21 protein-coding genes are annotated in these 21,849 nt (G+C 62.8%); 12 read left to right on the top strand and 9 right to left on the bottom strand.

What is annotated here, in order from left to right; genetic code table 11:
• Positions 1–233 precede the first annotated feature (233 nt).
• Positions 234–2,231 carry an ALF repeat-containing protein gene (locus ACFVSJ_RS17000; protein ID WP_387438118.1) on the top strand — a complete coding sequence of 666 codons (1,998 nt, stop codon included), beginning with the start codon at positions 234–236 and terminating at the stop codon, positions 2,229–2,231.
• Here the strand turns inward: ACFVSJ_RS17000 and ACFVSJ_RS16995 are convergent.
• Entirely contained in the window at positions 2,228–2,509 is a 282-nt protein-coding gene (locus tag ACFVSJ_RS16995; RefSeq protein ID WP_387438117.1) for a DUF3040 domain-containing protein, read from the bottom strand. The two genes, ACFVSJ_RS17000 and ACFVSJ_RS16995, sit on opposite strands and share 4 nt — an antisense overlap.
• Positions 2,510–2,699: 190 nt before the next feature.
• On the opposite strand from ACFVSJ_RS16995, the gene ACFVSJ_RS16990 reads away from it, so the two are divergent.
• Positions 2,700–4,379 carry a RecQ family ATP-dependent DNA helicase gene (locus ACFVSJ_RS16990; protein WP_387438116.1) on the top strand — a complete coding sequence of 560 codons (1,680 nt, stop codon included), beginning with the start codon at positions 2,700–2,702 and terminating at the stop codon, positions 4,377–4,379.
• On the opposite strand, the gene ACFVSJ_RS16985 is transcribed toward ACFVSJ_RS16990, so the two are convergent.
• Positions 4,376–5,287 carry an NAD(P)H-hydrate dehydratase gene (locus tag ACFVSJ_RS16985; protein WP_387438115.1) on the bottom strand — a complete coding sequence of 304 codons (912 nt, stop codon included), beginning with the start codon at positions 5,285–5,287 and terminating at the stop codon, positions 4,376–4,378. The genes ACFVSJ_RS16990 and ACFVSJ_RS16985 overlap by 4 nt on opposite strands.
• Entirely contained in the window at positions 5,271–6,047 is a 777-nt protein-coding gene (locus tag ACFVSJ_RS16980) for a histidine phosphatase family protein (protein WP_387438114.1), read from the bottom strand. Before ACFVSJ_RS16980 ends, ACFVSJ_RS16985 begins: the two co-directional genes overlap by 17 nt.
• 186 nt (positions 6,048–6,233) lie before the next feature.
• Between ACFVSJ_RS16980 and ACFVSJ_RS16975 the strand changes: the two genes are divergently transcribed.
• Together ACFVSJ_RS16975 and ACFVSJ_RS16970 are read left to right on the top strand one after the other, a co-directional pair.
• Positions 6,234–7,544 carry an NAD(P)/FAD-dependent oxidoreductase gene (locus tag ACFVSJ_RS16975; protein WP_387438113.1) on the top strand — a complete coding sequence of 437 codons (1,311 nt, stop codon included), beginning with the start codon at positions 6,234–6,236 and terminating at the stop codon, positions 7,542–7,544.
• Positions 7,545–7,575: 31 nt separating this feature from the next.
• Positions 7,576–8,037, top strand: coding sequence for a GatB/YqeY domain-containing protein (locus tag ACFVSJ_RS16970; protein ID WP_387438112.1), 462 nt, complete (start codon positions 7,576–7,578; stop codon positions 8,035–8,037).
• A 24-nt stretch (positions 8,038–8,061) separates the two neighbouring features.
• Here ACFVSJ_RS16970 and ACFVSJ_RS16965 read toward each other — a convergent pair whose 3' ends face one another.
• The 3 genes from ACFVSJ_RS16965 to ACFVSJ_RS16955 form a co-directional block, all read right to left on the bottom strand.
• Positions 8,062–8,793: a DUF72 domain-containing protein gene (locus ACFVSJ_RS16965; RefSeq protein ID WP_387438111.1), complete on the bottom strand. Its 732-nt coding sequence runs from the start codon at positions 8,791–8,793 to the stop codon at positions 8,062–8,064.
• 48 nt (positions 8,794–8,841) lie between these two features.
• Positions 8,842–9,090 carry a hypothetical protein gene (locus ACFVSJ_RS16960; protein ID WP_387438110.1) on the bottom strand — a complete coding sequence of 83 codons (249 nt, stop codon included), beginning with the start codon at positions 9,088–9,090 and terminating at the stop codon, positions 8,842–8,844.
• 158 nt (positions 9,091–9,248) lie between these two features.
• Positions 9,249–10,277, bottom strand: a complete 1,029-nt coding sequence (locus ACFVSJ_RS16955; RefSeq protein WP_387438109.1) for a LacI family DNA-binding transcriptional regulator — start codon at positions 10,275–10,277, stop codon at positions 9,249–9,251.
• A gap of 205 nt (positions 10,278–10,482) precedes the next feature.
• Between ACFVSJ_RS16955 and ACFVSJ_RS16950 the strand changes: the two genes are divergently transcribed.
• Genes ACFVSJ_RS16950 through ACFVSJ_RS16935 form a run of 4 tightly spaced genes read left to right on the top strand, consistent with a single transcriptional unit; the run spans position 10,483 to position 16,248 of the window.
• Complete coding sequence (locus ACFVSJ_RS16950; protein WP_387438108.1) at positions 10,483–11,799, top strand: ABC transporter substrate-binding protein; 1,317 nt, start codon at positions 10,483–10,485, stop codon at positions 11,797–11,799.
• 60 nt (positions 11,800–11,859) lie between these two features.
• The gene (locus tag ACFVSJ_RS16945; protein WP_387438107.1) at positions 11,860–12,789 is read left to right on the top strand and encodes a carbohydrate ABC transporter permease; all 930 of its coding nucleotides are present in this window, start codon (positions 11,860–11,862) and stop codon (positions 12,787–12,789) included.
• The gene (locus tag ACFVSJ_RS16940; protein WP_387438106.1) at positions 12,786–13,616 is read left to right on the top strand and encodes a carbohydrate ABC transporter permease; all 831 of its coding nucleotides are present in this window, start codon (positions 12,786–12,788) and stop codon (positions 13,614–13,616) included. The genes ACFVSJ_RS16945 and ACFVSJ_RS16940 overlap by 4 nt, the downstream gene beginning before the upstream one ends.
• A gap of 49 nt (positions 13,617–13,665) precedes the next feature.
• Positions 13,666–16,248, top strand: coding sequence for a family 78 glycoside hydrolase catalytic domain (locus ACFVSJ_RS16935; protein WP_387438105.1), 2,583 nt, complete (start codon positions 13,666–13,668; stop codon positions 16,246–16,248).
• A gap of 3 nt (positions 16,249–16,251) precedes the next feature.
• Here the strand turns inward: ACFVSJ_RS16935 and ACFVSJ_RS16930 are convergent, their stop codons facing one another.
• From ACFVSJ_RS16930 to ACFVSJ_RS16920, 3 genes are all read right to left on the bottom strand, one after another.
• Positions 16,252–17,466 carry a type II toxin-antitoxin system HipA family toxin gene (locus ACFVSJ_RS16930; RefSeq protein ID WP_387438104.1) on the bottom strand — a complete coding sequence of 405 codons (1,215 nt, stop codon included), beginning with the start codon at positions 17,464–17,466 and terminating at the stop codon, positions 16,252–16,254.
• Positions 17,463–17,765, bottom strand: coding sequence for a helix-turn-helix domain-containing protein (locus tag ACFVSJ_RS16925; RefSeq protein WP_387438103.1), 303 nt, complete (start codon positions 17,763–17,765; stop codon positions 17,463–17,465). Before ACFVSJ_RS16925 ends, ACFVSJ_RS16930 begins: the two co-directional genes overlap by 4 nt.
• A gap of 84 nt (positions 17,766–17,849) precedes the next feature.
• On the bottom strand, positions 17,850–18,308 hold the full coding sequence (locus ACFVSJ_RS16920) for a MarR family winged helix-turn-helix transcriptional regulator (protein ID WP_387438102.1): 459 nt from the start codon (positions 18,306–18,308) through the stop codon (positions 17,850–17,852).
• A gap of 178 nt (positions 18,309–18,486) precedes the next feature.
• On the opposite strand from ACFVSJ_RS16920, the gene ACFVSJ_RS16915 reads away from it, so the two are divergent.
• The 4 genes from ACFVSJ_RS16915 (at position 18,487) to ACFVSJ_RS16900 (ending at position 21,833) form a co-directional block, all read left to right on the top strand.
• A complete protein-coding gene (locus tag ACFVSJ_RS16915; protein ID WP_387438101.1) occupies positions 18,487–19,635 on the top strand; it encodes an MFS transporter in 1,149 nt (382 codons plus the stop codon).
• A gap of 193 nt (positions 19,636–19,828) precedes the next feature.
• Entirely contained in the window at positions 19,829–19,996 is a 168-nt protein-coding gene (locus ACFVSJ_RS16910) for a helix-turn-helix transcriptional regulator (RefSeq protein WP_387438100.1), read from the top strand.
• On the top strand, positions 19,996–21,189 hold the full coding sequence (locus ACFVSJ_RS16905; RefSeq protein WP_387438099.1) for a type II toxin-antitoxin system HipA family toxin: 1,194 nt from the start codon (positions 19,996–19,998) through the stop codon (positions 21,187–21,189). The genes ACFVSJ_RS16910 and ACFVSJ_RS16905 overlap by 1 nt, the downstream gene beginning before the upstream one ends.
• A gap of 161 nt (positions 21,190–21,350) precedes the next feature.
• The gene (locus ACFVSJ_RS16900) at positions 21,351–21,833 is read left to right on the top strand and encodes a DUF805 domain-containing protein (protein WP_387438098.1); all 483 of its coding nucleotides are present in this window, start codon (positions 21,351–21,353) and stop codon (positions 21,831–21,833) included.
• The last annotated feature ends 16 nt before the right edge of the window (positions 21,834–21,849 follow it).

Raw genomic sequence — 21,849 nt, 5'->3', positions numbered from 1 at the left:
GCCGTCAACGAGCAATGGAACCACCACGACAGCCGGAGGTTTACCTATGAGGCAACGACTCAAAGTTCCCGGAGGTATTGACATGAGGCAACAGGGTGTGGGTTGGTACGAGCGCCCTTCGGAGTCGGATAGGATGGCCGCGGACAGGTGGTCATAACGGTAGGCATCCCTCGCTTCCAGCGTCGCCTACGGAGACCTTCGGACCCTGTCTTCGCATCTTTATTGGGGGACTCTTGATCTCTGCACTCCGCCGTACCCGGCGACGCCTTTCTGCTGCCATTCTCGCCGCCGGAGTTGGAGCCTCGCTCCTTGTCGCTGCGCCCGCGCAGGCCTACGACTCGCCGGTCTTCGACGTACCGGCTGCCTCCCAGGCGCCGTTGCCTTTTGTTGAACGGGCATCTGATGTGCCGGGCGTTCTGGAACTCTGGAAGAACGGCGGGCAAGCCACGCGTAAGGCTGCCGGTTTGGCGCTGACCGGCGGTGCTGGTTCCGTACAGGCCTTCATCGACGGCGGACAGGACGCGCCGCTGGCTGCTGACCGGAAGCAACTGGTCACCGAGTTGGCGGTGAGTGGAACGGAGCACGTCCGTTCGTCGGCATCGAAGATGCTTGGCGCGGGCGATCCGGCCAAGATTGACGCGTTTCTCGCGACAGGATGGGAGCGCGCCTGGCAAACAGACCTTCGGATAGCTGCGACAAACTTCCTGGATTACGGCGTGCCCAGTGTGCGGAAAGCTGCGTCGACAAGCTTGGACACGTCCGAAGAGGCCGTTGAGGAATTCGTGCTCAACGGCTGGAAGAAGGTGGCGGCCGGCAATGACCGCGTGGAGGTCACGTGGTTGACGGATTCCTCTTTGCCGAGCGTGACCCTTGGCGCGCAGGCGGCCTTGGATACCAATGATCCCGAGGTGCTTGCAGACTTCCTTCGTTACGGACAGCATGTGGCCGCGGCCCGGGATGCTGAAGCAGCCTCCGTCGCGACGGTTCTGGAGCAGACCAAAGCGGACGTGAAGGCCAACCCGGCTGGAACCGCGGCGGTCGCTGACAGGGCGATTGCCGCCGTCGGGCAGGCCCAGAACATCGCCGCGACCGCGAGGACGGAAGACCTGACGCGGCTGGAGGCCGACAGGACCCTCCTCATCTCGCAGGCACGGCTGCGGAACGAGCAAGAGGGTGTTGTGCTCGCTCGGCAAAAGCCGGCGCGCGAAGCGTTTGCCGCGGCGGCAAAGGAACTTCCCGGGCTGTTGACGGCACTGACCGGAGCAGACTTGGACAAGAACCTGGCAAAAGCGCGGCAGGCGACCCTTGACCTCACCCTCGTTGAGACCCCGACCGTGCAGAAGGCCGCCAAAGTTGCGCTGCTTGGTGGTGATGAGGCGGTCAAGTCCTACATTGCCAAGGGTCTGGATGAGGCACGCGATGCGGGAGGTGACGAGTTCGAATCCGACCGCCAGCGCGCCTACCAGGCGCTCGGCACCGGCGGGCCGAACGTTCAAGAGGCTGCAAGCGTCGCCTTGGAATCGGGCAGCCACCCCGATGTCCGCTACTTCCTTGAATACGGGCTGGACCTTGCGCGGGAGCTGGACAACTCAGTCTTCGCGTACCAAAGCATCGCGTCCGGGGGGCCGGAAGTGCGCGCTGCCGCAGACGTGGCACTGAGTGGCGGCAGGGAAGATCAGCAGTCCTATGCAACTGCAGGCCAAGCGGCCGCTGCGGATCGTGATGCGGCCACGGCTGCCCATGTGGCGCGCATCGACGCCGTGGTTGCGGAACTGACGGGAATCGCTGACAGGGCAACGCTCGACGCCGGTGCGGCAGCTGAAGCGGCCAGGGCTGCCGAAGCCGCGCGCCAGTCCGCCAGCTCATCGGCAAATGCGGCGGGTGCACCCCTCTTCGACGCGTCCCGTGGATCCGCCCCGATCGTCATGCCATGGCCCCAGATGGGTTCGTCTGCGGTTCCGCTCGGCGACCCCGGTGCGCCGCCAGCGGCGGAGGAGTCGGCCAACCACCTGCCGACGATCAACGTTCCGTCTCTTCAGGCGCCATCGGAAGAGGCGGCGCTCGCCGGTGTTCCCTCCGCGGCGCAGGCCGGACAGGCCGCCAGCACCGCGGCATTGAGTGGCTGGACTCTCGGGCTGATCGTTGGATTGGTACTCGCAGCGGCGGCCGCCATCACCGTGCTGCTTCGCCGGAAGGCGCCGGCACCCAAGGTTCCGGCGAAAGAGGCCTAGCCTCGCTTCCGGTCCTTCCGCCGTTGGACATAATGCGCCGTGATCCCGCTGCCCAGCAGCACGAAGCCCAGGAAACCCCAGGGCGACGGATAGATGGGGATGCTTAGCAGCATCAGGGCGACCCCCAGAATGACAGCAAGGACGTTGAGCGCTTTTGGTGAAGTGACGTGATGGGGAAGTCTTCCGGACTCCAGTCGCCTCGCCAGTGCCGGATCGTCAATGAAGAGCTCGCGTTCCAACTGCTCCAATACCCTGCGTTCCTGATCGGAGAGCGGCATGCCGGGTCCTTCCCTCAAGCTTTGCGGTTGAGGCTGGCCTACGCCATGGAAAGGCAGCCTCGTCCGTTAAGCTAAGCATACTGACCATTTTGTGGACAAGCCTCAATTGTCGATCACGCTCGTGGTGGCGATAGGGTGGATTCTCGGCTGAAGCAAGCGGCCACAGGTTCAACTGTGCGGAGCTGCTGCCATGCCCGACCATTCAGAGCTGACCAACGCGGCGGCCTCAGCCTTCAACCTTCCTGAGCTTCGGGACGGACAACTTGACGCCATGGGCGCACTCGCCGACGGGCATGACGTCCTGGCTGTCATGCCCACCGGCTACGGCAAATCGGCAACCTACCAAGTACCGGCGTGGTACCTCCACCAACGGGGCATGAAGAACAAGACCGCACGTCCCGCCGTCGTGATTTCTCCCCTCATCGCCCTGCAAGAAGACCAACTGGAGGCGCTGACGGGGCAACTGGGCGAGGGGGTCGCCGTCGCCGTCAACTCCTCACGCAGTGATTCCGAGGTGGAAGCCGCGTGGGAAGCGCTGGAATCCGGGCAGGCGGCGTTCCTTTTCCTGGCCCCCGAGCAGCTGGCCAAACCGGACACAGTTGAGCGACTGGCAAAGCTCGGCGTCAGCATGTTCGTAGTGGACGAGGCCCACTGCGTATCGTCCTGGGGGCACGACTTCCGACCCGACTATTTGGACCTCGGCAACGTCAGGGAAAGGCTGGGGAACCCTCCCGTGGCAGCGCTGACGGCCACGGCTTCTCCACCTGTCCGGGAAGAGATCGTGGAGCGGCTGCGCATGCGGTCACCGTTGGTCCTGGTTCGTGGGTTCGACCGGCCAAACATCCAGCTGGAGGTGATTCGGCACCAGGAGCACAAGGCCAAGCGGAAGGCTGTGGTGGAACAGATCACCGCCTGGACCAAGGCAGGGGAGAAGGGCCTGCTCTACGCGGCCAAGCGGAAGGACACCGAACAGTACGCAGCCGCGCTGGAGGGAAACGGGCTCCGCGCGGCGGCCTATCATGCAGGGCGTTCCGCATCTGACCGGGAGCGCATCCACCAGGAGTTCCTGGCGGATGAGCTGGATGTGGTTGTTGCCACCACCGCCTTCGGGATGGGCATCGACAAGCCCAACGTCCGGTTCGTGGTGCACGCCGACATTCCAGAGTCCTTGGATGCGTACTACCAGGAGATCGGCAGGAGTGGACGCGACGGCGGAGGCGCGCAGGCAGTCCTGCATTACCGTGCCGAGGACCTTGGCCTTCGGAAATTCTTCAGCGCCCATGCGCCGGACGAGGATGCCCTGCTGGCTGTACTGAAGGTACTCAAGCATGCCGGCGAACCAGCACCAAAGTCGGCCATTGCTGAGCTCGCGGGCTTCCCGTCGCGGCGGGTGACGGCGCTCGTGAACCAGTTGGAGGAAGCCAACGCGGTGGCTGTTGGCAAGCGTGGGGTTCGGCTCACATCGAAGGCCAAGCTGTCTTCCGTGGTTGCCAGGGCCGTTGACTTGGCGGAAGCACGGCAGCGCGTCGACCAGTCCCGGCTGACCATGATGCGCGGTTATGCCGAGACCGGCAGCTGCCGCCGGCAGTTCCTGCTGGGCTACTTCGGCGAGGAACTTCCGGAACCATGTGGGAACTGCGATACCTGCGAAGACACCGAGGCGCCGCTCGCCGCAGCGATGAACGACGGCGGCGGCTCACCCACCGACGATCCCTTCCGCGTACAGGCCGCCGTGGTCCACAAGGAATGGGGAGCCGGGCTGGTGATGCGGCACGAGGACGATGTGATCACCGTGCTGTTTGAGCAGGAGGGTTACAAGACGCTCTCACGTACCGCGGTGATGGAACAGGACCTCCTGAAGCCTGCCTAGGTGTTCAGCTCGAGCATGAGGGCCGGCAGCTCATCGGCAAGCTCGCGCGCAAGAAAACCCAGCGGGCCACGTTTGCTTGCCAGCCGGTCCGCCGCGGCTGCATGAAGATGCGTACCCCAGCAGGCGGCCTGCGCGTCACTGGTGCCCCGCGCGCGCAGCCCGGCGATCGCCCCGGCCAGCACATCACCACTTCCAGACGTGCCCAAGCCGCCGTAGCCCGTGGTGATCTTCCAGAGCCCGGGGTCGTCTTTGCCTTGGGAGGAGCCGGCAATGAATCCTTGGCAACTGACGACGGCGCTGAATTCCGAGGCGATCCCCGCTACGTCCTCTGCGAGGTCCTTGACGTCGCGGCCGAGCAGGATCCCCGCCTCGGTGGGGTTGGGGGTGAGGATCAGCCGGCCGCGCCATGGTTCCACGTCCCTCAGCTTGGGCAGGACACCCAAAGCAAAGGCGTCAAGGACGACGGCGGGCCCGCCATGGCCGCCCGGCTCACCGTCGGAAACCTCCTGTGCCAAGACCGAACGCAACAACTGCTCCGTCAGCTCCGGATCGTCCAGGCCCGGTCCGATGAGGACGGCATCTGCCTGCCCAAGGTAGGACGAAATCCGGTCCAGTCCTTCTCCGCTCAAGGATCCGTTCGCTGTTTCCGGAAGCCCCACGGAGCCACATTCCGGCAGCGCAACTCCCAGGGGGACAGCCACCGATTCCGGAACGGCCAACGTTAACTTCCCGGCCCCGGCCCGGAGGGCAGCGATCCCCGCGAGCAAAGCAGCCCCCGGCGTCGAACGGGCACCACCGATCACCAGCACCGCGCCGCGTGAATACTTGTCCTCACCCGGCGCCGGGAGCGGCCAGTCGCGCAACAGCGAGGGCGTGACGGGGGTTGGTGCGTCATTGGGGATGGACACTGGCGTCTCCTGCGTGTTCGGTGACGGTGACACCCTGCTCGGTGAGGTGGTCCGCTACGTTAAAGCTGTCCAAGGTCCACGGCCCGGCACCCGAAGGACGGACGTACCTCGTGATGGATGCGTTCAGCACCGACGTGGTGGCCGCGAGGTCCAGGATCTCGTCCTCGGACATGCCTTCCAACACATAGCGGATCAGCAGGATCACGGCGTCGTGGCACACCAGCATGACGCGCCGCCCACTGTTCAAGGTGTTGAGCTCGCCGAGCACCGAGCGCAGCCTCAGCGCTACATCAGCCCACGATTCGCCGCCCGGAGGCCGGTAGTAGAGCTTGCCCAACCACAGCCGACGCTCCGCTTCTTCGGGGAACCGTGCCTGGACGCCGCGGCTGGTCAGGGTGTCCAGGATTCCCAATTCGCGGTCCCGCAGCCGCTCGTCCGTGAGGATGGTGGTCTGCCAGTCGGCCCCCTCGATGGCTATTTCCGCTGTTTGCCGGGCCCGTGCGTAGGGAGAGGACACCACAGCGTCCGGCCGTTGCTCTTCCGCTATTTTCGCCAGTGCGGTTCCGAGGGCCTTGGCTTGCTCCTGCCCGGTGCTGGACAGCTTGACATCCGCATCGCGCGCCGGAACGTCGATCACCTCCAGGCCGGCCACACGTGCCTCGGTCGCGGCCACGTTGCCTTCGCTCTCACCGTGCCGGATCAACAGGAGCTCAACGGCACCTGCCTCTTGCACCGCATCTGTCAGCCCATCGTCGTTCATCAGCGCCCCACCCTTTCGCTTGTCCCGCAGAAAGCGCAAACCTATTCACTGCGTACCCACCCTCACGGAAGATAAACGCACGACGGCGACCTGCCGCCGTCGTGCGTTTGGGTTCGGTGCCGAGGCGTTCCCGGAGCCGACCGTCAAGGCCTGTTGCCGCCGCGCCCCGTGAAGTAAGTTGCTGGAATGGATGACACATACCAAGTCATTGTGGTCGGTGGCGGATTTGCGGGAGTCGCAGCAGCCAAGGAGCTGGGGCGCAAGGGCGTACGGGTCCTGCTGATCGACTCAAACAACTACCATCAGTTCCAGCCTTTGCTCTACCAGCTGGCCACCTCGCAGATCGGGGTTTCGGCCATTGCCCGTCCGCTGCGCTCCGTGTTCCGTAGGTTCAAGACGGTGAAGGTCCTGACGGCCAAGGTCGCGTCCGTGGATACCGCCGGGAAAAGCGTCACCACCGAGGACGGCCGGACCTTCGGGGGCCGGATCCTTGTCCTGGCCGTTGGCGCCGTTCCCAATTTCTTCAACACTCCCGGTGCTGAGCAGTACGCCTATCCGCTGTATTCCGTCACTGATGCCACGAAACTCGGGACGGGTCTCACCCGGCTCCTGGACCAGGCCGATCTGAGTCCCGAAGGCATGGTGGACGTGGTGGTTGTGGGTGGCGGTCCAACGGGCGTGGAGACCGCCGGGGCCATGGCGGAGAACGTCAAATACGTGGTGCGGAAGTACTTCTCGCCCGAGCTGGCGGCCCGTTGCCGTGTGCATTTGGTGGATATGGTTCCGGTGGTTCTGAACGCCTTTTCCAAGAAGTCCCAGGACTACGCCGCGGACCACTTGGGGAAGGTCGGCGTGCAGTTGCACATGGGCCAGGGCGTCACCGAAGTCCGTTCCGATGGAGTTTCTTTGGCCGACGGGACGTTCATTCCGGCGCAGATCGTGGTCTGGGCCGGTGGGTTGAAGGGCGGCGACCTCATCTCCGGTTCGGGGCTGGCGCAGGGGAGGGGCGGGAGGATCGATGTCCGCCAGGACCTCACAGCCCCCGACGTTGACGGGGTGTACGTGCTCGGGGATGCTGCGAACATTACCGATGCCGCCGGGAACAAGTTGCCCCAACTGGGTTCGGTAGCCCAGCAAGCGGGAAAGTGGGCAGCGGGGAATATAGTTGCCGATCTGGGCGGCGGCAGCCGGAAGCCATTCCATTACGTGGACAAGGGCTACATGGCGATGGTGGGCCGCGGGGCTGCCGTGGCTGAACTTGGCCGTAAGCGCATCCAGTTGCAGGGTACTTTTGCATTCCTGTCCTGGCTTCTGGTCCACCTGGCGTTGCTGTCCGGGTTGCAGCAGAAGGCCCGGGCGTTGTTCTCCTGGCTCAACGGGTACATCCTTCACAGTCCTGCGCAGGTGGTTGTCAGTGGGCCGGTGGACCGGGAGCCGGTGGATCGGGAGCCGCCTGAAGGGTTGCCTCCTGCCGGGTCTCCGCCGGTCGGGCAATAAGCTGGAGGTTGGACCCCGAGCAAGGAGCAACATGTCACTGAAGGACCGTCTCAAAGCTGACGTCGTGGAACACATGAAGGCCGGCAACAAGACCGCTCTGACCACGGTGCGCAACGTACTGGGCGAGATCACCACACGCGAAAAATCCGGCAAGACGCCTGTTGAACTGGACGATGCGCAGGTGACAGCCCTGCTCCAAAAGGAAGCTGCGAAGCGTAGGGATACCGCCCGGATCTACACCGAAGCCGGCGAACCGGACAGGGCGGCAGCCGAAGTTTCTGAAGCGGAGATCATTGAGGCCTACCTCCCCAAGCCCCTCACGCGCGAGGAAGTCGAGGCGATCGTCGATGGGGAGATCGCAGCACTCAAGGCTGATGGGCAGGAACTTTCCATGCGGTCCATCGGGGCTGTCATGAAGCCGGTCACGGCCAAGGTCGCTGGTCGCTTTGACGGCAAGACGGTTAGCGAAATCGTGCGTTCCCGGCTGTCCTGATTCCTTGCGCGGGGCTGCTTGGCGTCAACCAGCGCCAAGCAGCTCCCGCAGCGTGCCAGCGTTCCGCACGGCGTTGCCACCGCCGTCGTTATTGAAGTACGCGTACACGTCCTTGCCATCACCGCTCCACTCACGGATCCGGTCCGCCCACCAGCGCATGTCGTCGTCCGTGTAGGAGCCGACGTACAGGTGCTGTTGGTCGGGGCCATGCAGCCTGACGTAGACAAAAGGCGCGGTGGCCTTCAGGATGCACGGCAGGTTCGCGCCGCTCATGATGCAGTATGCGGCCTGATGGCGTTCCAGGATGGCGTAGGTGTCGGGGTGGTCCCAGCTGTCGTGCCGGAACTCGACGGACACCCGGATCCAGTCCGGGACGGCGCCAAGGAAATAGTCCAGCCGGGCGTCATCGCGGGCGAAGTCGGGCGGAAGCTGGACCAGCAGGACGGCTCTCTTGTCACCAAGTTCATGCCAACACCGGGCGATCCGTTCCAGCCAGACCTCCGGGCTATACAACTTCTTGCCGTGGGTAAGACCCCGGGGTGCCTTCACGGACATGGCGAAGCCCGGTGGAAGCCGGTTGCGCCAGCCGGCGAAGGTGGTGTCCTTCGGCCAGCGATAGAAGCTGGCATTGAGTTCCACCGTGCTGAACCTCGCCACGTAGGCTTCGAGGCGCTTCGCCGTCGGGAGCCCCGGCGGGTAGAGCACATTGTTCCAGTGATCGTAGCTCCAGCCGGAAGTGCCGATGTGGATGGCCATGGTTTGGATGCTAGTTGCTGTTGGGGGGTTGGCGACAGCGTGGCCAGGTCAATGCTTGCTTGAGGTCCTGGCGATGAGGGCTTGAAGGTCTTCTGCAACCTTGCGCTGGCGGGCGCTGCGCGTCGGGGCCACGCCGTGCTCCAGGCGCTTGGGCTTCGAAGCCTGGGAGCGGGACTGGGAGTTGGCAGGCTGCGTGTTCCGGCGGAACGCGGCATCGCGTCCCATCCTTGGGTCGCGCGGGGGCACGTCGACGGTGACGGTGCCCTGCAGGGGGTCGTGGAAGAGTGGAAGATTCATGGGTCCATTCCGGGAAATGCGGGCCGCGCGGGTGCGGCCTTGGAAACGCTCAAGAGGATATGAACTTTGATCCTTGCATAACTGGAAACCGGGTGATATGGACGGATGCATATCGCATTGGGGTTTGCTTGTGCAGATGTCCACCGGACTTCGATTTCCTAGCTGGCCGGGGGAGCCGTTGTCTTCCTGACGATCAGCCGCGGCGGTACGAGTATGTGCTCCGACTCGCTGCGGCCTTCAATGCGTGAAAGCAGCAGTTCTGCCGCTTGCCGGCCCATCTGCACGCCGGATTGGTCCACCGTTGTCAGCCCGATGGGCGGGAGCGAGGCCGCGGGAACATTGTCGTAGCCCACCATGGAAATGTCGCCCGGGATGCTGATTCCCGCGTCGAAGAGGCTCGTGAACGCGCCCAGGGCGGCGATGTCAGCGCCACCGTGGAGGGCGGTAGGGCGCTCTGAAACCGGCCTCCCGGCGATGGACCGCCCGGCCTCGAGGCCGCTTTCGTAGCCCCAGCGGCCGGGGACGTGGTCTATCCACTCAGTGAGTCCATGCTTTTCCATGGCCAGGTCATAACCACGGCGGCGGACGGTCTGGGGCATTCCGGGTTCGCTTTCCGGCTGGGTGTTGGCGAGCATCGAGATCCGCTGGTGGCCCAAGGAGACCAGATGGTCGATGATGAGGGCGCTGCCGGCGATGTCGTCACTTGCCACCGTGTCGAAATGCTTGGCGGGACCGTGCCTGCCGAGAACCACCACCGGGATGGTGCTTCCCAAGCGCTCCAGTTCCTCATTGGGTCCGAAGGGGGCGATGAGCAGGAGGCCATCCATTCGGCGATCCACCATGGCCTCGATGAGCTTCTTCTGGGCTTCGAGTCCATGGCGCGCTTGTCCTATGAGCACCTGGTAGCCGAGCTCTTCGGCAACGTCGCGCACGCCTTCCACGAGGACCGAGAAGAACGTGTTGGAGAGGTCCACCAGGAAGACTCCGAGGGTGTAGCTGTTGCCGCGCATGCCGCGGGCCAGGGCGAGGGGACGGTAGTTGAGAGCGGCCATGGATTCCTCCACCTTGGACTTCATGGCGGGGCTCACGCCGTAGGCATTGCGCAGGACCTTGGAGACCGCTGCCCGGGACACGCCGGCATGCTCCGCGACGTCGCTGATGGTGGCGCGCTTGAGTTGCTCCGTCATTCGGAAATCCCCTTCTCCACAGTGCCTTTGCACGTAATTGTAGATTGATCTACGAAAAACTCTTGGCAAGCACTGTGACATGACTTACAGTAGTGAAACGTAGACCGATCTACACAACTACACATGTGGCCCGATCAATGTGCGCAGGGGCCTTTTGAAACGTTCCACAGGCTTCGTTGGCTTGTGGCTTTACGAGGAGGTAAAGATGGCCGCTACAAGAAAACACCGTTGGGCCGCACTGGCCGGCGGCGTCACCATCCTGGCCTTGGCTCTCAGTGGTTGCAGCGGAGGAAGCAACAACAGTGCAGGAGGGCAGAAGACCATCACCTGGCTGGTGGACAACGCCGAAAACACTGTGGCCTCAGCCGGGAAGGTGGCCGAGGAATTCACTGCCGCCAACCCTGACATCAAGGTGGAAATCGAAACCCGTCCCCAAGGCGGCGACGGCGACAACATCGTCAAGACCCGGCTGTCCACCGGGGACATGGCGGATGTGTTCAACTACAACACGGGCTCACTGCTGCAGCAGATCAATCCGGAGCAAAACCTGCAGCCAATCACCAATGAGCCCTACCTGGGCAACGTGACCGATTCCTTCAAGCCTGTAGTGACCTCCGGCAACGAAGTCTTCGGAGTTCCGTTCAGCACGGGCATGGCGGGCGCGGTGCTCTACAACAAGAAGGTCTACGAGAAGCTTGGCCTCTCAGTTCCCAAAACCTGGGACGAGTTCATGGCAAACAGCCGCAAGATCAAGGACGCCGGCATCGCGCCGATCATCCAGTCGTACCAGACCACCTGGACATCGCAGCTCTTCGTCCTGGGCGACTTCGCCAACGTGGTCACGGCCGATCCGAACTTCCCGGCCGACTACACAGCCAACAAGGCCAAGTACTCCACAAACCCAGCGGCAATAAAGGGCTTCGAACACCTGGAGGAAGCCGGCAAGGCCGGATTGTTCAACGATGATTTCGCCTCCACCACCTACCAGCAGGCCCAGGAAAAGCTGGTCAATGGCGAGGGAGCGCAGTACCCGATCCTGAGCTTTGCCATCAACAACATCAAGGTCACCTATCCGGACCAGCTCAACGACCTCGGACTCTTCCCGCTTCCCGGCGACGACGCTTCGACGAACAAGCTGACCGTATGGATGCCCGGTGGCACCTACATCCCCAAGTCCACCAAGAACCTTGAGGAAGCCAAGAAGCTGCAGGCCTTCATCGCAAGCAAGGCAGGATGCGACGCCCAGACCGCAGCCGTGGGCGCCGCCGGCCCGTACCTCGTGAAGAACTGCGAACTGCCCTCGGACGTGCCGAACGCGGTCAAGGATATGCTTCCGTTCTTCGAGGACGCCTCCAAGAACAGCCCGGCGCTGGAATTCCTGTCCCCGGTCAAGGGCCCCGCGCTTGAACAGATCACCGTTGAGGTTGGATCGGGAATCCGTTCCGCCAAGGACGGAGCCGCCCTCTACGACGAGGACGTCAAAAAGCAGGCCAAGCAGCTCAACCTGCCCGGCTGGAACTAGCTGGCGAAAACCACAAGCCGCCCGGGCCCCACCGGCGCGGGCGGCCCTTGGAGAATTCACATGACACTCAACACCGCAACACCCACGACGGCGGTACGCGCCCGGGCGGTCACCGCACCGGCCAAGCGCCGCAAGGGCAAGTCGCCCTACCCCTACTGGTTCTACCTTCCCGCAGCGGTCATCTACACGGCACTGTTCCTGGTCCCCACGGTCGTTTCCTTCTTCTTTAGCCTGACGCGCTGGAACCTCAGCGAATTCACCTTCATCGGGCTCGACAACTTTGTCCAGTTCTTTCAGGAACCCGCCCTGATCAAGGGCCTCACGAACACCTTTATCTACGGTGTGGTGACCTCCACCCTCAAAGTCGTGCTGGGCATGCTCCTCGCCGTCCTCCTGACCTCGCAGATCATTGCCCGCGGATACTTGCGCTCGGTGATCTTCTTCCCGGTCCTACTGAGCAGCATCGGCGTTGGCATCGTCTTCACCACCCTGATGGATCCCAACAACGGCATGATCAACCAGGGCCTGGCCGCACTTGGCATCGACGGTCCTGGGTGGCTCACAGACCCTGCTTGGGCACTTATCTCCGTGGCTTTGGTGGATGTCTGGAAGGGCGTGGGCCTGGCTACCGTCATCTACATCGCAGGCATCGTTTCCATTCCGCAGGAGTACTTCGAAGCGGCCACAATGGACGGCGCGAGCTCGTTCAAGAGCTTCTTCAACATCACCCTGCCCTTGGCCCGGCCTGCAACGGCAACGGTGATCATCCTGTCCCTCATCGGCGGCCTGCGGTCCTTCGACCTCATCTGGGCCATGACCAAGGGTGGCCCGGGCTTTACCTCCGATGTCATTGCGTCCGTGATCTACAAGCAATACCAAGCCGGCTTCTACGGCCTGTCCACTGCCGGAAACGTGGTGCTGTTCCTGATCGTTACGGCCATCATCCTGCCCTTGTCCATGTTCCTGAACCGCAAGGAGGTTGAGCAGTGACCGCCACCATCAAACGCTATGGCCTGGGCTTGCTGGCCGTTGCCCTCAGCGTCATCGTCTTCATCATCCCGCTGCTCTTCATGGTCCTGACCGCCGTGAAGGACCGGAAGCAGGCGGCAAAGCTTGACTTCGCGTGGCCCACCAATTTCCAGTTCGTGGAGAACTTCACGCAGGTCTTCTCCGCCCGCAAGTTCATGCTGGTGACGGCGTTCATCAACAGCACCATCCTCACGGTGGTGAGCGTGACCATCCTGGTGGTTCTGGCAGCCATGGTGGCGTGGGTCCTGCAGCGCCGCAAGACGCGGTGGAACGGAGTAGCGAACTTCCTGATCCTCGCCGGCCTGATCATTCCACCGGCCATCGTTCCCACCATCTGGGTCCTTCAGGGCCTGGGCCTCTTCAAGACGCTTCCTGGACTCATCCTCATCGAGGTCGCCTTTGGGCTTTCCTTCTGCGTCATGTTGTTCCGGGCTTTCATCGCTTCCATCCCGAAAGAGTTGGATGAAGCTGCCGTCATTGATGGATGCGGACCTGTCCGACTCTTCTTCCGTGTCATCTTCCCGCTGCTGCGATCGGTGATCGTCACGGTGATCGTGGTCCAGTCAGTCCACATCTTCAACGACTTCCAGAACCCGCTCTATTTCCTCCCCGGCGACGCGAACGCGACTGTCCAGCTCACGCTGTTCAACTTCCAGAGCCAGTTCACCACCAACTACAACCTGCTCTTCATGAACATCCTGCTCATCACCATTCCGCCGTTCATCATGTACCTGTTCTTCAACCGCCAGATCGTGGCAGGCATGACCGCCGGAGCCGTCAAGGGCTAAGGCGACCGCCTGGCCAATCCATCGCCCCACAACTCAGGAGACTTCATTCATGCCTGCCCACGTGCACCCGGCAACCTTCGAACACCTGCCCCAACCCCTTGGCATCGGCGTCGCCACACCACGCCTTTCCTGGAAGACAAGCGCTGATCCCGGTTGGGTCCAGGAGGCCTACCAAGTATCTGTGAGCACAAATGGCGCAAGGTGGACCAGCCCACGGATCGAGTCCGACGAGTCCGTTTTGGTTCCCTGGCCGGCTGAAGCGCTGGCGTCCGCCCAGCGCGCAGAGGTCAGCGTCCGGGTGTGGGGGACGGGCGATTCCGAACCCAGCACCTGGAGCCAGCCGTCCGCCGTCGAAACCGGTCTTTTGGACCCCGCAGACTGGACAGCCACCGCGATCGCCCCGGGATGGGATGAAAACCCTGACGCGGACAGGCGGCCACCGCTGCTGCGGCGCGGATTCACCCTGGACCGGCCGGTGGTATCTGCCCGGCTCTATGTGACCGCCCATGGACTCTACGAAGTGGAGATCAACGGCGTCCGGGTCGGTGACGATGCGCTCTCGCCCGGTTGGACCGTCTACGGCAAGCGGCTGCGCTACTACACCTACGATGTCACCGCGCATGTGGCCGACGGCGGGAACGCCATCGGCGCACTGCTGGCCGACGGCTGGTACCGGGGCCGCATCGGCTTCAGGGGCGGGCACGCCAATCTCTACGGCGACAAGGTTGCGCTGCTGGCCCAGTTGCATGTGACGCACGACGACGGCAGCGTCACCGTGGTGGGCACGGATGAGACGTGGAGGGCCTCGTTCGGACCCGTCATGACCACAAGCCTGTACAAAGGCGAAAAGTTCGATGCCCGCGAATGGCCGGACGGCTGGAGCAGCCCGGGCTTTGACGACGCCGGCTGGGAACCGGTGACCGCCGTCCAGCGTGATCCGCGCACCCTGGTGGCGCCGGAAGGTCCACCGGTGCGTTGCACGGACGAGGTCCGCCCCGTCAGCGTCTGGACGTCTCCGTCGGGCAAGACGCTGATCGACTTTGGCCAGAACCTGGTGGGACGGCTCAGGATCACCGTCCGCGGCGATGCCGGTTCCACGGTCACACTCCGGCATGCCGAGGTGCTCCAGGACGGCGAACTGTACACGCGTCCGCTCCGCGAAGCGGACGCCACGGATACTTACACCCTGGCCGGCGGGGACACGGAAACCTGGGAGCCACGGTTCACCCTCCACGGATTCCGCTACGCCGAAATCACCGGATGGACCGGGGAAGACGTGGCCGAAAACGTTGTAGCACGGGTGTACCACACAGATATGGAGCGGACCGGATGGTTCGAGAGTTCCAACCCGGAGCTGAACCGCTTGCATGACAACGTGCTGTGGAGCATGAAGGGCAACTTCGTCGATATTCCCACGGACTGCCCCCAGCGTGACGAACGGCTGGGCTGGACCGGCGACATCCAGGTGTTCGCACCCACGGCAAGCTTCCTCTACGACTGCTCCGGCATGCTGTCTTCCTGGCTAAAGGATGTGGCGGCGGAACAGCTTCCGGATGGCACAGTGCCCTGGTACGTGCCGGTCATCCCGGGCGGGAACTACTGGACCCCGATCCGGCCCGGAGCTGTGTGGGGAGACGTGGCCGTGCTGACGCCGTGGACCCTCCACGAGCGCTTCAACGACCCCGGGATCCTGTCCGCACAGTACGGGAGCGCCAAGGGCTGGGTGGATCTGCTCGACAGGCTGGCAGGCGACAGCCACCTCTGGAACGGAAGCTTCCAGCTGGGCGACTGGCTGGATCCCACCGCTCCGCCCGAGGATCCTACGCAGGCGATGACGGATCCGCACCTCGTCGCGACTGCCTACTTCGCATGGTCTGCACGGCATCTTGCCAGATCCGCGGCTGTACTTGGAAAGTCCGACGACGAACTCCGGTACCTCACGCTGTCCCGGGACGTGGCTGAGGCCTTCGCGCGTGAATATATCCATGCAGATGGCACCATGACGAGCGACGCGCAAACGGCGTACGCGCTCGCGATTGTCTTCGACCTGTTTCCCTCTGCGTCAGCCAAGGCCCGCGCCGGGAGCCGTTTGGCGGAACTGGTGCGGGCCAACGGTAACCGTATTGGCACGGGATTCGCGGGCACTCCCGTGGTGTCGGATGCCCTCACCCTGTCCGGTGACATCGACGCAGCCTACGATCTGCTCCTTGAGAAGGAATGCCCGTCATGGCTCTACGCCGTCGGCCAAGGGGGCACCACCATCTGGGAACGGTGGGACTCCATGCTTCCAGATGGCTCCATCAACCCGGGCGAGATGACCTCCTTCAACCACTACGCCCTGGGAGCCGTGGCTGACTGGATGCACCGCGTGGTTGGGGGGCTGTCGCCGCTGGAGCCCGGGTACAGGAGGATCCTCGTCAAGCCGCGGCCCGGAGGCGGCCTTGCGTGGGCTGCTGCGCGTCACGAGACACCTTACGGAACTGCTTCGGTGCAGTGGCGTGAGGACGACGGCGGCCTGACCGCCGTCGTCGATATTCCCACCGGAACCACGGCGCGGGTTGAACTGCCGGGGCTGGAAGCAGTCGAGGTGGGATCCGGGCGCCATGAGTTCGCGGTGCAGCGGGTTTCGTAGGCTCTAAACAGGCGGACGGGTGTCCAGGAGTGGTGCAAAGAGTTCGATTTCAGCAGTCGGGACTTTGCAGTTCTGGGCGGCCGTCCGCCACTGTGAGACGGCGCGGTACATTCCCGAAAGGATGGCCTCGCATTTCTCCGTGGTGACGAAATGATCCGCGACACCAAGCAGTGCCTTGAATCCGTGTTCCCGACGTGTTGCCCCGTCAATTGAAGTCGCATGCTCTGCATCGATGTCGGGGTTGGGATTGACATCGAATGCCGGCGAAAGACGCCAGCCGTGGGCACCTCGGATGAAACCGTGATTTCGGAGGTGGTCGTCGGTGTTGTTCACGAAGTAGTTGAAAGCGATGCGCCGGAAGAGTTCCTCGCGGTCCGCTGATGGCGATTCCGAGTTCTCGTCAATGACGTCCAGCAGGTCCAGATAGTCGGCGTTGGCGCCATCTTGCTGCTGGAGCATGGTCATCGCAGACACATAATTGATGCGTTGCTTTCCGCTTCGGTCAAAGCGGTCCACCACCAATACGGGATCACCGGACCCAACGTGCTCAAGACGGAATTCCGGGGTGTCAATCCCTGCCTCGCGAGCCAGGGCAATGGTGGCGGCCTCCCATCCAATGACCTTCCATTGGTCCCCTTGATGGGAAAACTTGGCGATCGCCAGCTTGTCCCCATCCTGGATCGACGCTTTCGGGCGCGCGCCGCCCAGGCTTCCGGTTCCGGCATCCAGAAGTTTCTTCAGGGCGTCGAGGTTCCCGTTGTCAGACTCCGCTTCGTACGCGGCTCTCCGAAGTTCTGGAAGTTGGACCAGTTTTGGCACGTCGGTGCCATCGCTAAGGTGCGGACCGTCTCCCAGCCTGAAACGAAGAGCGCCTTGCCGTGTAACGTCTGAAACGCCCATAAGGAAATCACTGTCGGTCAGGGTGCCAGGATTTCTTCCGGCGTTCCTGGCCTCCGCTTGGACGCGTTTGGTGACGATGTGCCGTCCCCACCGATCCGGCGATGCGTCTGCGAACGCTCCAGGCAAGCCTTTGACGGTGTGGTTCCCTCGGGTCAGGGGAAGGACAGGATCTATGCCGTAACAGTCAGGGAGAGCCAGGAAGTCAGGTGAGTAAGTGAAGCTCGTTGTGGTCACGCCCCGACGGGCGACGAAATAGGCCCTGCCGACGTTGGTCACGCCGCTGGGCAGGTCCAGATCTACCTCGACTGGGACAGTCACTGGCGCACACGTTCCGGGAGTTTTTGATCGGCGCGGGCACGTCCAAAGTCTGTTTCGTACGGATCGAAGGCAGTGTTGAGTTGCTCGCCTAAGCCCAGGACACGGGCCACATCGAGGAAAGCCTCAAGGCCGACGCCCAAGTCGCCGTGCTCAATTTTCCTGAGGGTGTTACGGCTGATGCCAGCACGGTCAGCGACCTGTTCGGCCGTGAGCCCCAAGAGCTTTCGCCAAGTGACCAGCTGTTCCCCCAACGTTTTGGCCGTTCGCTGTGTTTTTGGTGAAGTCCGCTTAGTGACCATGTTCTAAGCTTAGGCTATAAAGCTCACGATGATGACCCTTAAGGCGCTTAATGGTTAGATTTGCAACCATAATAAATAATACGATCAGCCCCAGAGCGCCTTTCGGAGCAGGGTCTTGAGTTGCGTCACTTCGTCTTCGCTCAACTGGGCGAGCTGCTGCTGTTCGCAGGCGTCCAGTTCGGCGCGGATCTTGTTGTGGATGCGGCGTCCTTCAGCGGTGGAGACGATGGCCCTCGAGCGCCTGTTCCGCTGTCCGGGAGCGCGTTCAACCAGGCCCCGATGCTCAAGATCGTCCACGAGCCCGGCCACTTGGTTCAGGTCAAGGCTGAGGAATTCGGCGATCTCGCGCTGAGTGGCGTCCAGTCCGCTGCAGGCAAGCGTCAACACCGAGAAGGTGCGTTCCCGGAGGCGAAAGTCGCCGAGGATGCGCTTGTTCAGGACCGACCCGGCGTCGTGCAGCTTTCCGAGCAAGAGGCCCGCGTCGTTGCCGATCTCCGCTGCCGCGAGGCGTGGCACTTCAACGTCGGCAAGCAGCGGAACCATGACAACTCCAAAATAGTAGAAACGACCACGACCGCTACATTTTTGAGAGATGCGCAAGCCCCCATGACCGGTTCAAGCATCTCACGACGCCATGCGTCGCGCGCACTGCGGGTCGCCCGCAGCGTGGGCTATGGTGCTGGAAGACTCACTTCCCAGGCTCAAAGGGGTTCCATCACGTATGGGCGCGCTCGGATATCTCGCCGCTTCTGTTCCACCACGCATGGCGAGTGCCGGGGCCGCAGTAGCCCTGCCCATCCTGGCCGTGCAGCAGCTGGGGGACGTCGCCGTCGGGGGTTTGCTGGTGGCCGCCGCGCTGGGGCCGAGCGTGCTCGCCGCCCCGTTGGTGGGCCTGGCCTTGGACCGTGCGGTGCGGCCGGGGTTGCTTGTTGCGGGATCCGGAGTGCTGACGGCTATAGCCTTCGCTTCCGCTGACTTCCTGGGACAGGTCCCGATTGCCGTGGTGTTTGTGCTGTTGGCCTTGGCCGGTGCGGTGGCGCCGTTCTACATGGGAGGGCTCTCGAGTTTCGTTTCGGGAGTGATACCGGACGGCCGCCGCGCGTTTGCCTATGACGCCCTGTCCTACAACGTCTCTGCCGTCGCGGGTCCGGCGTTGGTGGCGGTCATTTCTGCTTTCCTTCCGGCACAGGCGTCCTTGGGCGTGTTGGCGGTTGCCTCGGCGCTCGGCTCGGTGGCTGTTCGTTCCGTGGGGCTTCGTCCTCACGGACGTGCGGGTGGATCACCTTGGCAGGCCATCAAGTCCGGGCTGCACAGGATCTTTTCGCATCGTCCCCTGGCTGTGGTGACGGCGTCGTCCACGTTGACCCAGCTTGGACAGGGCGGACTGGCCGTCGCGGCCATTGCGTTGTCCATTGAAAGGGTGGGCTCACCCAGCGAAGGCGCCGCGGTGGTCACGTCCTTCGCGATTGGCAGCCTTCTGGGAGCCCTCTATGAAACCGCCCGGCCTACGCGACGCTCGCCGGAATTCGTGATGCTTGCGGGATTCCTGGCGACTGGGTTGTTGACCGCGGTGGCAGCCCTGAATTTCGGGACCGTGTGGACCATCATCGCTATCGGGCTGTCCGGAGTGTTCACCGCTCCGACCGCCGCGGCCATGCTTTTCCTGCGTAACCGTCTGAGCCCTCCGCATTTGAAGTCGCAGATTTTTACCGTGAGCGCTGGTTTCCGGGCCAGTGCGTCGGCCGGTGGTGCTGCCGTCGCAGCTTCGGCGGCGGGCCTGGGTGGTGCAGTGATGATGGTTGCGATGGGCGCCATCTGGATCATCTCCGCCGCGATGATGGGTGCATACCCGAAGCCGGCTGATTCGTAGGCGATTGCTGAGCGGCAAGATATTGCCGGTTTGGCGGATTGTTAGTGTCCATGGGGACGAAAAGAGGCAAATCGGCAGGATGTTGCCGAAAGGGCTCCAATGGATCAGAATTAGCTGTAAGAAACCGTACATCGGCAGGATATTGCCGAAAGGGTGGTGTGTGTTGGGAGACGCGCTAACGATAGGACGGGCCGTGCGGGCTGCACGCAAAGCAGCCGCACTTAACCAGCGCGATTTGGCCGAACTTGCCGGAGTGGCCGAGCGGACTGTCAGAGCCGTAGAAACAGGAACCGGGAATCCCGGTCTGGGCGCCGTCATTGCCGTCGCAAATGTGCTGGGACTTCATCTGGAGATTGGCTGATGTCAGTAAATCTGGAGCGCCTCAAATACTTGCAAGCCGCCGACGTTTACAAGGGCGGACGGCTGGCCGGTCATTTAGTGAGGACAGAGGCAGCCTCCACCACTTTCACCTACGATGTGGACTACCTTGGCGCCGGCCTGCCATCCATTGCAACGACCTTGCCGATCGCCGGACACCCCGTTACATCACCGGGTGGTGGCCTGCCCGCCTTCTTTTCGGGTCTCCTGCCAGAAGGGCACCGGCTGACAGTTCTTCGCGATGCTACCAAGACCAGCTTCGATGACGAATTGACGCTTCTCATGGCTGTCGGAGGCGACGTTCCTGGCGACGTGAAAATCGTCCCCCGCGGCGAGAGCCCGGCACCTCCGAGATCATTGGCTGACGTGACTGATCCCGGGGAGCTTGACTTCGCCGTGCTCGCCGAATCGGTTGACCTTCGTGCACTTCCGGGCGTCCAACCGAAGGCCAGTGCCTCAATGCTGACTTCCCCGGTGTCCTTCCGGAACGGGCACTTCATCCTCAAATTGGACCCGCCGAACCATAAACATCTGGTTCAGAACGAGGCTGCGCATTTGCTGGCAGCCAAAACGTTGAAGCTCCCCATTGCGTCGGCCACCGTGGTTCACGACAAAAATGGGCTAAGTGGACTTCTCGTGCGGCGCTTTGACCGTAGAAAGTCTGCGGAGGGGTGGGCATCTCTGCCCCTTGAAGACGGTGCGCAGGTGATGGGCCTGCCTCCGGCGGCAAAATACGGTGTGAGCTCGGAGGCCGTGGTTCACGCTTTGACCGCGACCACCAAGGCTTCTGTGGTCGCCGCGAGAAACCTCTATCTGCAGTTCGTTTTCGCTTGGCTTACCGGCAATGGAGACTTGCACGCCAAGAATGTGTCAGTGCTGGGCAATGGATCAGGCGACTTCGCCATAGCTCCCATTTACGATATTCCGTGCACACTGTTGTACGGCGACGAAACCATGGCGTTGTCCGTCTCCGGGCGGACAAAGAACATCAGGAAGCGCCACTGGGCTGCCCTCGCACACGAAATTGGACTACCGAAAAAGGCCGCGGAATCCGCTGATGCTTTGGCTTTGCGAGCTGCCGGGAGGGTGGATCTTTCTGCCTTGCCATTCTCGGGGTCCCCTCTCAACAGGGCGATCCGGGAGCTTCGCCAGCGGCGGGCTGAACTTGCCGACTGAAAATGACTCACCCGGAAACATTCCGTCAAAGGGATAAATCCCGGTTAATTTTGTCCATCGGACTGCCTTATGTCGTACCTGAGCACTACGATGAGCAACGACTCAAATACCTTTGAGCGCACCTAGTGAGATCGACTCAAACCGAACCGGGGGATCTACCAATGAGCTATCAGCAACAACCTCAGCAGACCCAGCCCTACGGCGCGCAGGCAGGCGAACCGCCGCTGTGGGCTCCCTACTACGGCGCACCCATTGGCGCTGCCATCCAGCGTTTCTTCAAGAAGTACGCCACTTTCACCGGACGTGCCAGCCGCAGTGAATACTGGTGGTGGACGCTGGTAGCGGCCATCGTCGGAATCGTGTTGAACATCCTGTTTACATCGGGCATCTCTGTTGATCCGACGACCGGAACTCCGGCTCTCGGCGCAGGCTACGTTATCGGTTTGATCCTGGCGATTGTCTGGGGTCTCGCCACGATCGTCCCGTCCATTGCACTGACCGTTCGTCGCCTGCACGACAGCAACTTCAGTGGACTGCTGGTACTGCTGGTCCTGGTTCCGTTCCTGGGATGGCTGGCGGTCCTGGTACTTACGCTTCTGCCCTCCAACCCGGCCGGCCAGCGTTTCGACGTTCCCACCGCATAGGGACCTTGCATTACGA

The sequence above is a fragment of the Paenarthrobacter sp. NPDC058040 genome, assembly GCF_042885775.1.
In the GTDB taxonomy this organism is placed as follows: domain Bacteria; phylum Actinomycetota; class Actinomycetes; order Actinomycetales; family Micrococcaceae; genus Arthrobacter.
This window is presented reverse-complemented; position numbering and strand designations above follow the sequence as displayed.

What these genes read in the sequence shown, in the direction of transcription:
- ACFVSJ_RS16915 (WP_387438101.1), top strand. Translation starts at nt 18,487, where the DNA reads ATGGGCGCGCTCGGATATCTCGCCGCTTCTGTTCCACCACGCATGGCG.
- ACFVSJ_RS16980 (WP_387438114.1), bottom strand. Translation starts at nt 6,047, where the DNA reads ATGAACGACGATGGGCTGACAGATGCGGTGCAAGAGGCAGGTGCCGTT.
- ACFVSJ_RS16990 (WP_387438116.1), top strand. Translation starts at nt 2,700, where the DNA reads ATGCCCGACCATTCAGAGCTGACCAACGCGGCGGCCTCAGCCTTCAAC.
- ACFVSJ_RS16920 (WP_387438102.1), bottom strand. Translation starts at nt 18,308, where the DNA reads ATGGTTCCGCTGCTTGCCGACGTTGAAGTGCCACGCCTCGCGGCAGCG.
- ACFVSJ_RS16960 (WP_387438110.1), bottom strand. Translation starts at nt 9,090, where the DNA reads ATGAATCTTCCACTCTTCCACGACCCCCTGCAGGGCACCGTCACCGTC.
- ACFVSJ_RS16945 (WP_387438107.1), top strand. Translation starts at nt 11,860, where the DNA reads ATGACACTCAACACCGCAACACCCACGACGGCGGTACGCGCCCGGGCG.
- ACFVSJ_RS16905 (WP_387438099.1), top strand. Translation starts at nt 19,996, where the DNA reads ATGTCAGTAAATCTGGAGCGCCTCAAATACTTGCAAGCCGCCGACGTT.
- ACFVSJ_RS16995 (WP_387438117.1), bottom strand. Translation starts at nt 2,509, where the DNA reads ATGCCGCTCTCCGATCAGGAACGCAGGGTATTGGAGCAGTTGGAACGC.
- ACFVSJ_RS16935 (WP_387438105.1), top strand. Translation starts at nt 13,666, where the DNA reads ATGCCTGCCCACGTGCACCCGGCAACCTTCGAACACCTGCCCCAACCC.
- ACFVSJ_RS16950 (WP_387438108.1), top strand. Translation starts at nt 10,483, where the DNA reads ATGGCCGCTACAAGAAAACACCGTTGGGCCGCACTGGCCGGCGGCGTC.
- ACFVSJ_RS16955 (WP_387438109.1), bottom strand. Translation starts at nt 10,277, where the DNA reads ATGACGGAGCAACTCAAGCGCGCCACCATCAGCGACGTCGCGGAGCAT.
- ACFVSJ_RS16965 (WP_387438111.1), bottom strand. Translation starts at nt 8,793, where the DNA reads ATGGCCATCCACATCGGCACTTCCGGCTGGAGCTACGATCACTGGAAC.
- ACFVSJ_RS16900 (WP_387438098.1), top strand. Translation starts at nt 21,351, where the DNA reads ATGAGCTATCAGCAACAACCTCAGCAGACCCAGCCCTACGGCGCGCAG.
- ACFVSJ_RS16970 (WP_387438112.1), top strand. Translation starts at nt 7,576, where the DNA reads ATGTCACTGAAGGACCGTCTCAAAGCTGACGTCGTGGAACACATGAAG.
- ACFVSJ_RS16975 (WP_387438113.1), top strand. Translation starts at nt 6,234, where the DNA reads ATGGATGACACATACCAAGTCATTGTGGTCGGTGGCGGATTTGCGGGA.
- ACFVSJ_RS16925 (WP_387438103.1), bottom strand. Translation starts at nt 17,765, where the DNA reads ATGGTCACTAAGCGGACTTCACCAAAAACACAGCGAACGGCCAAAACG.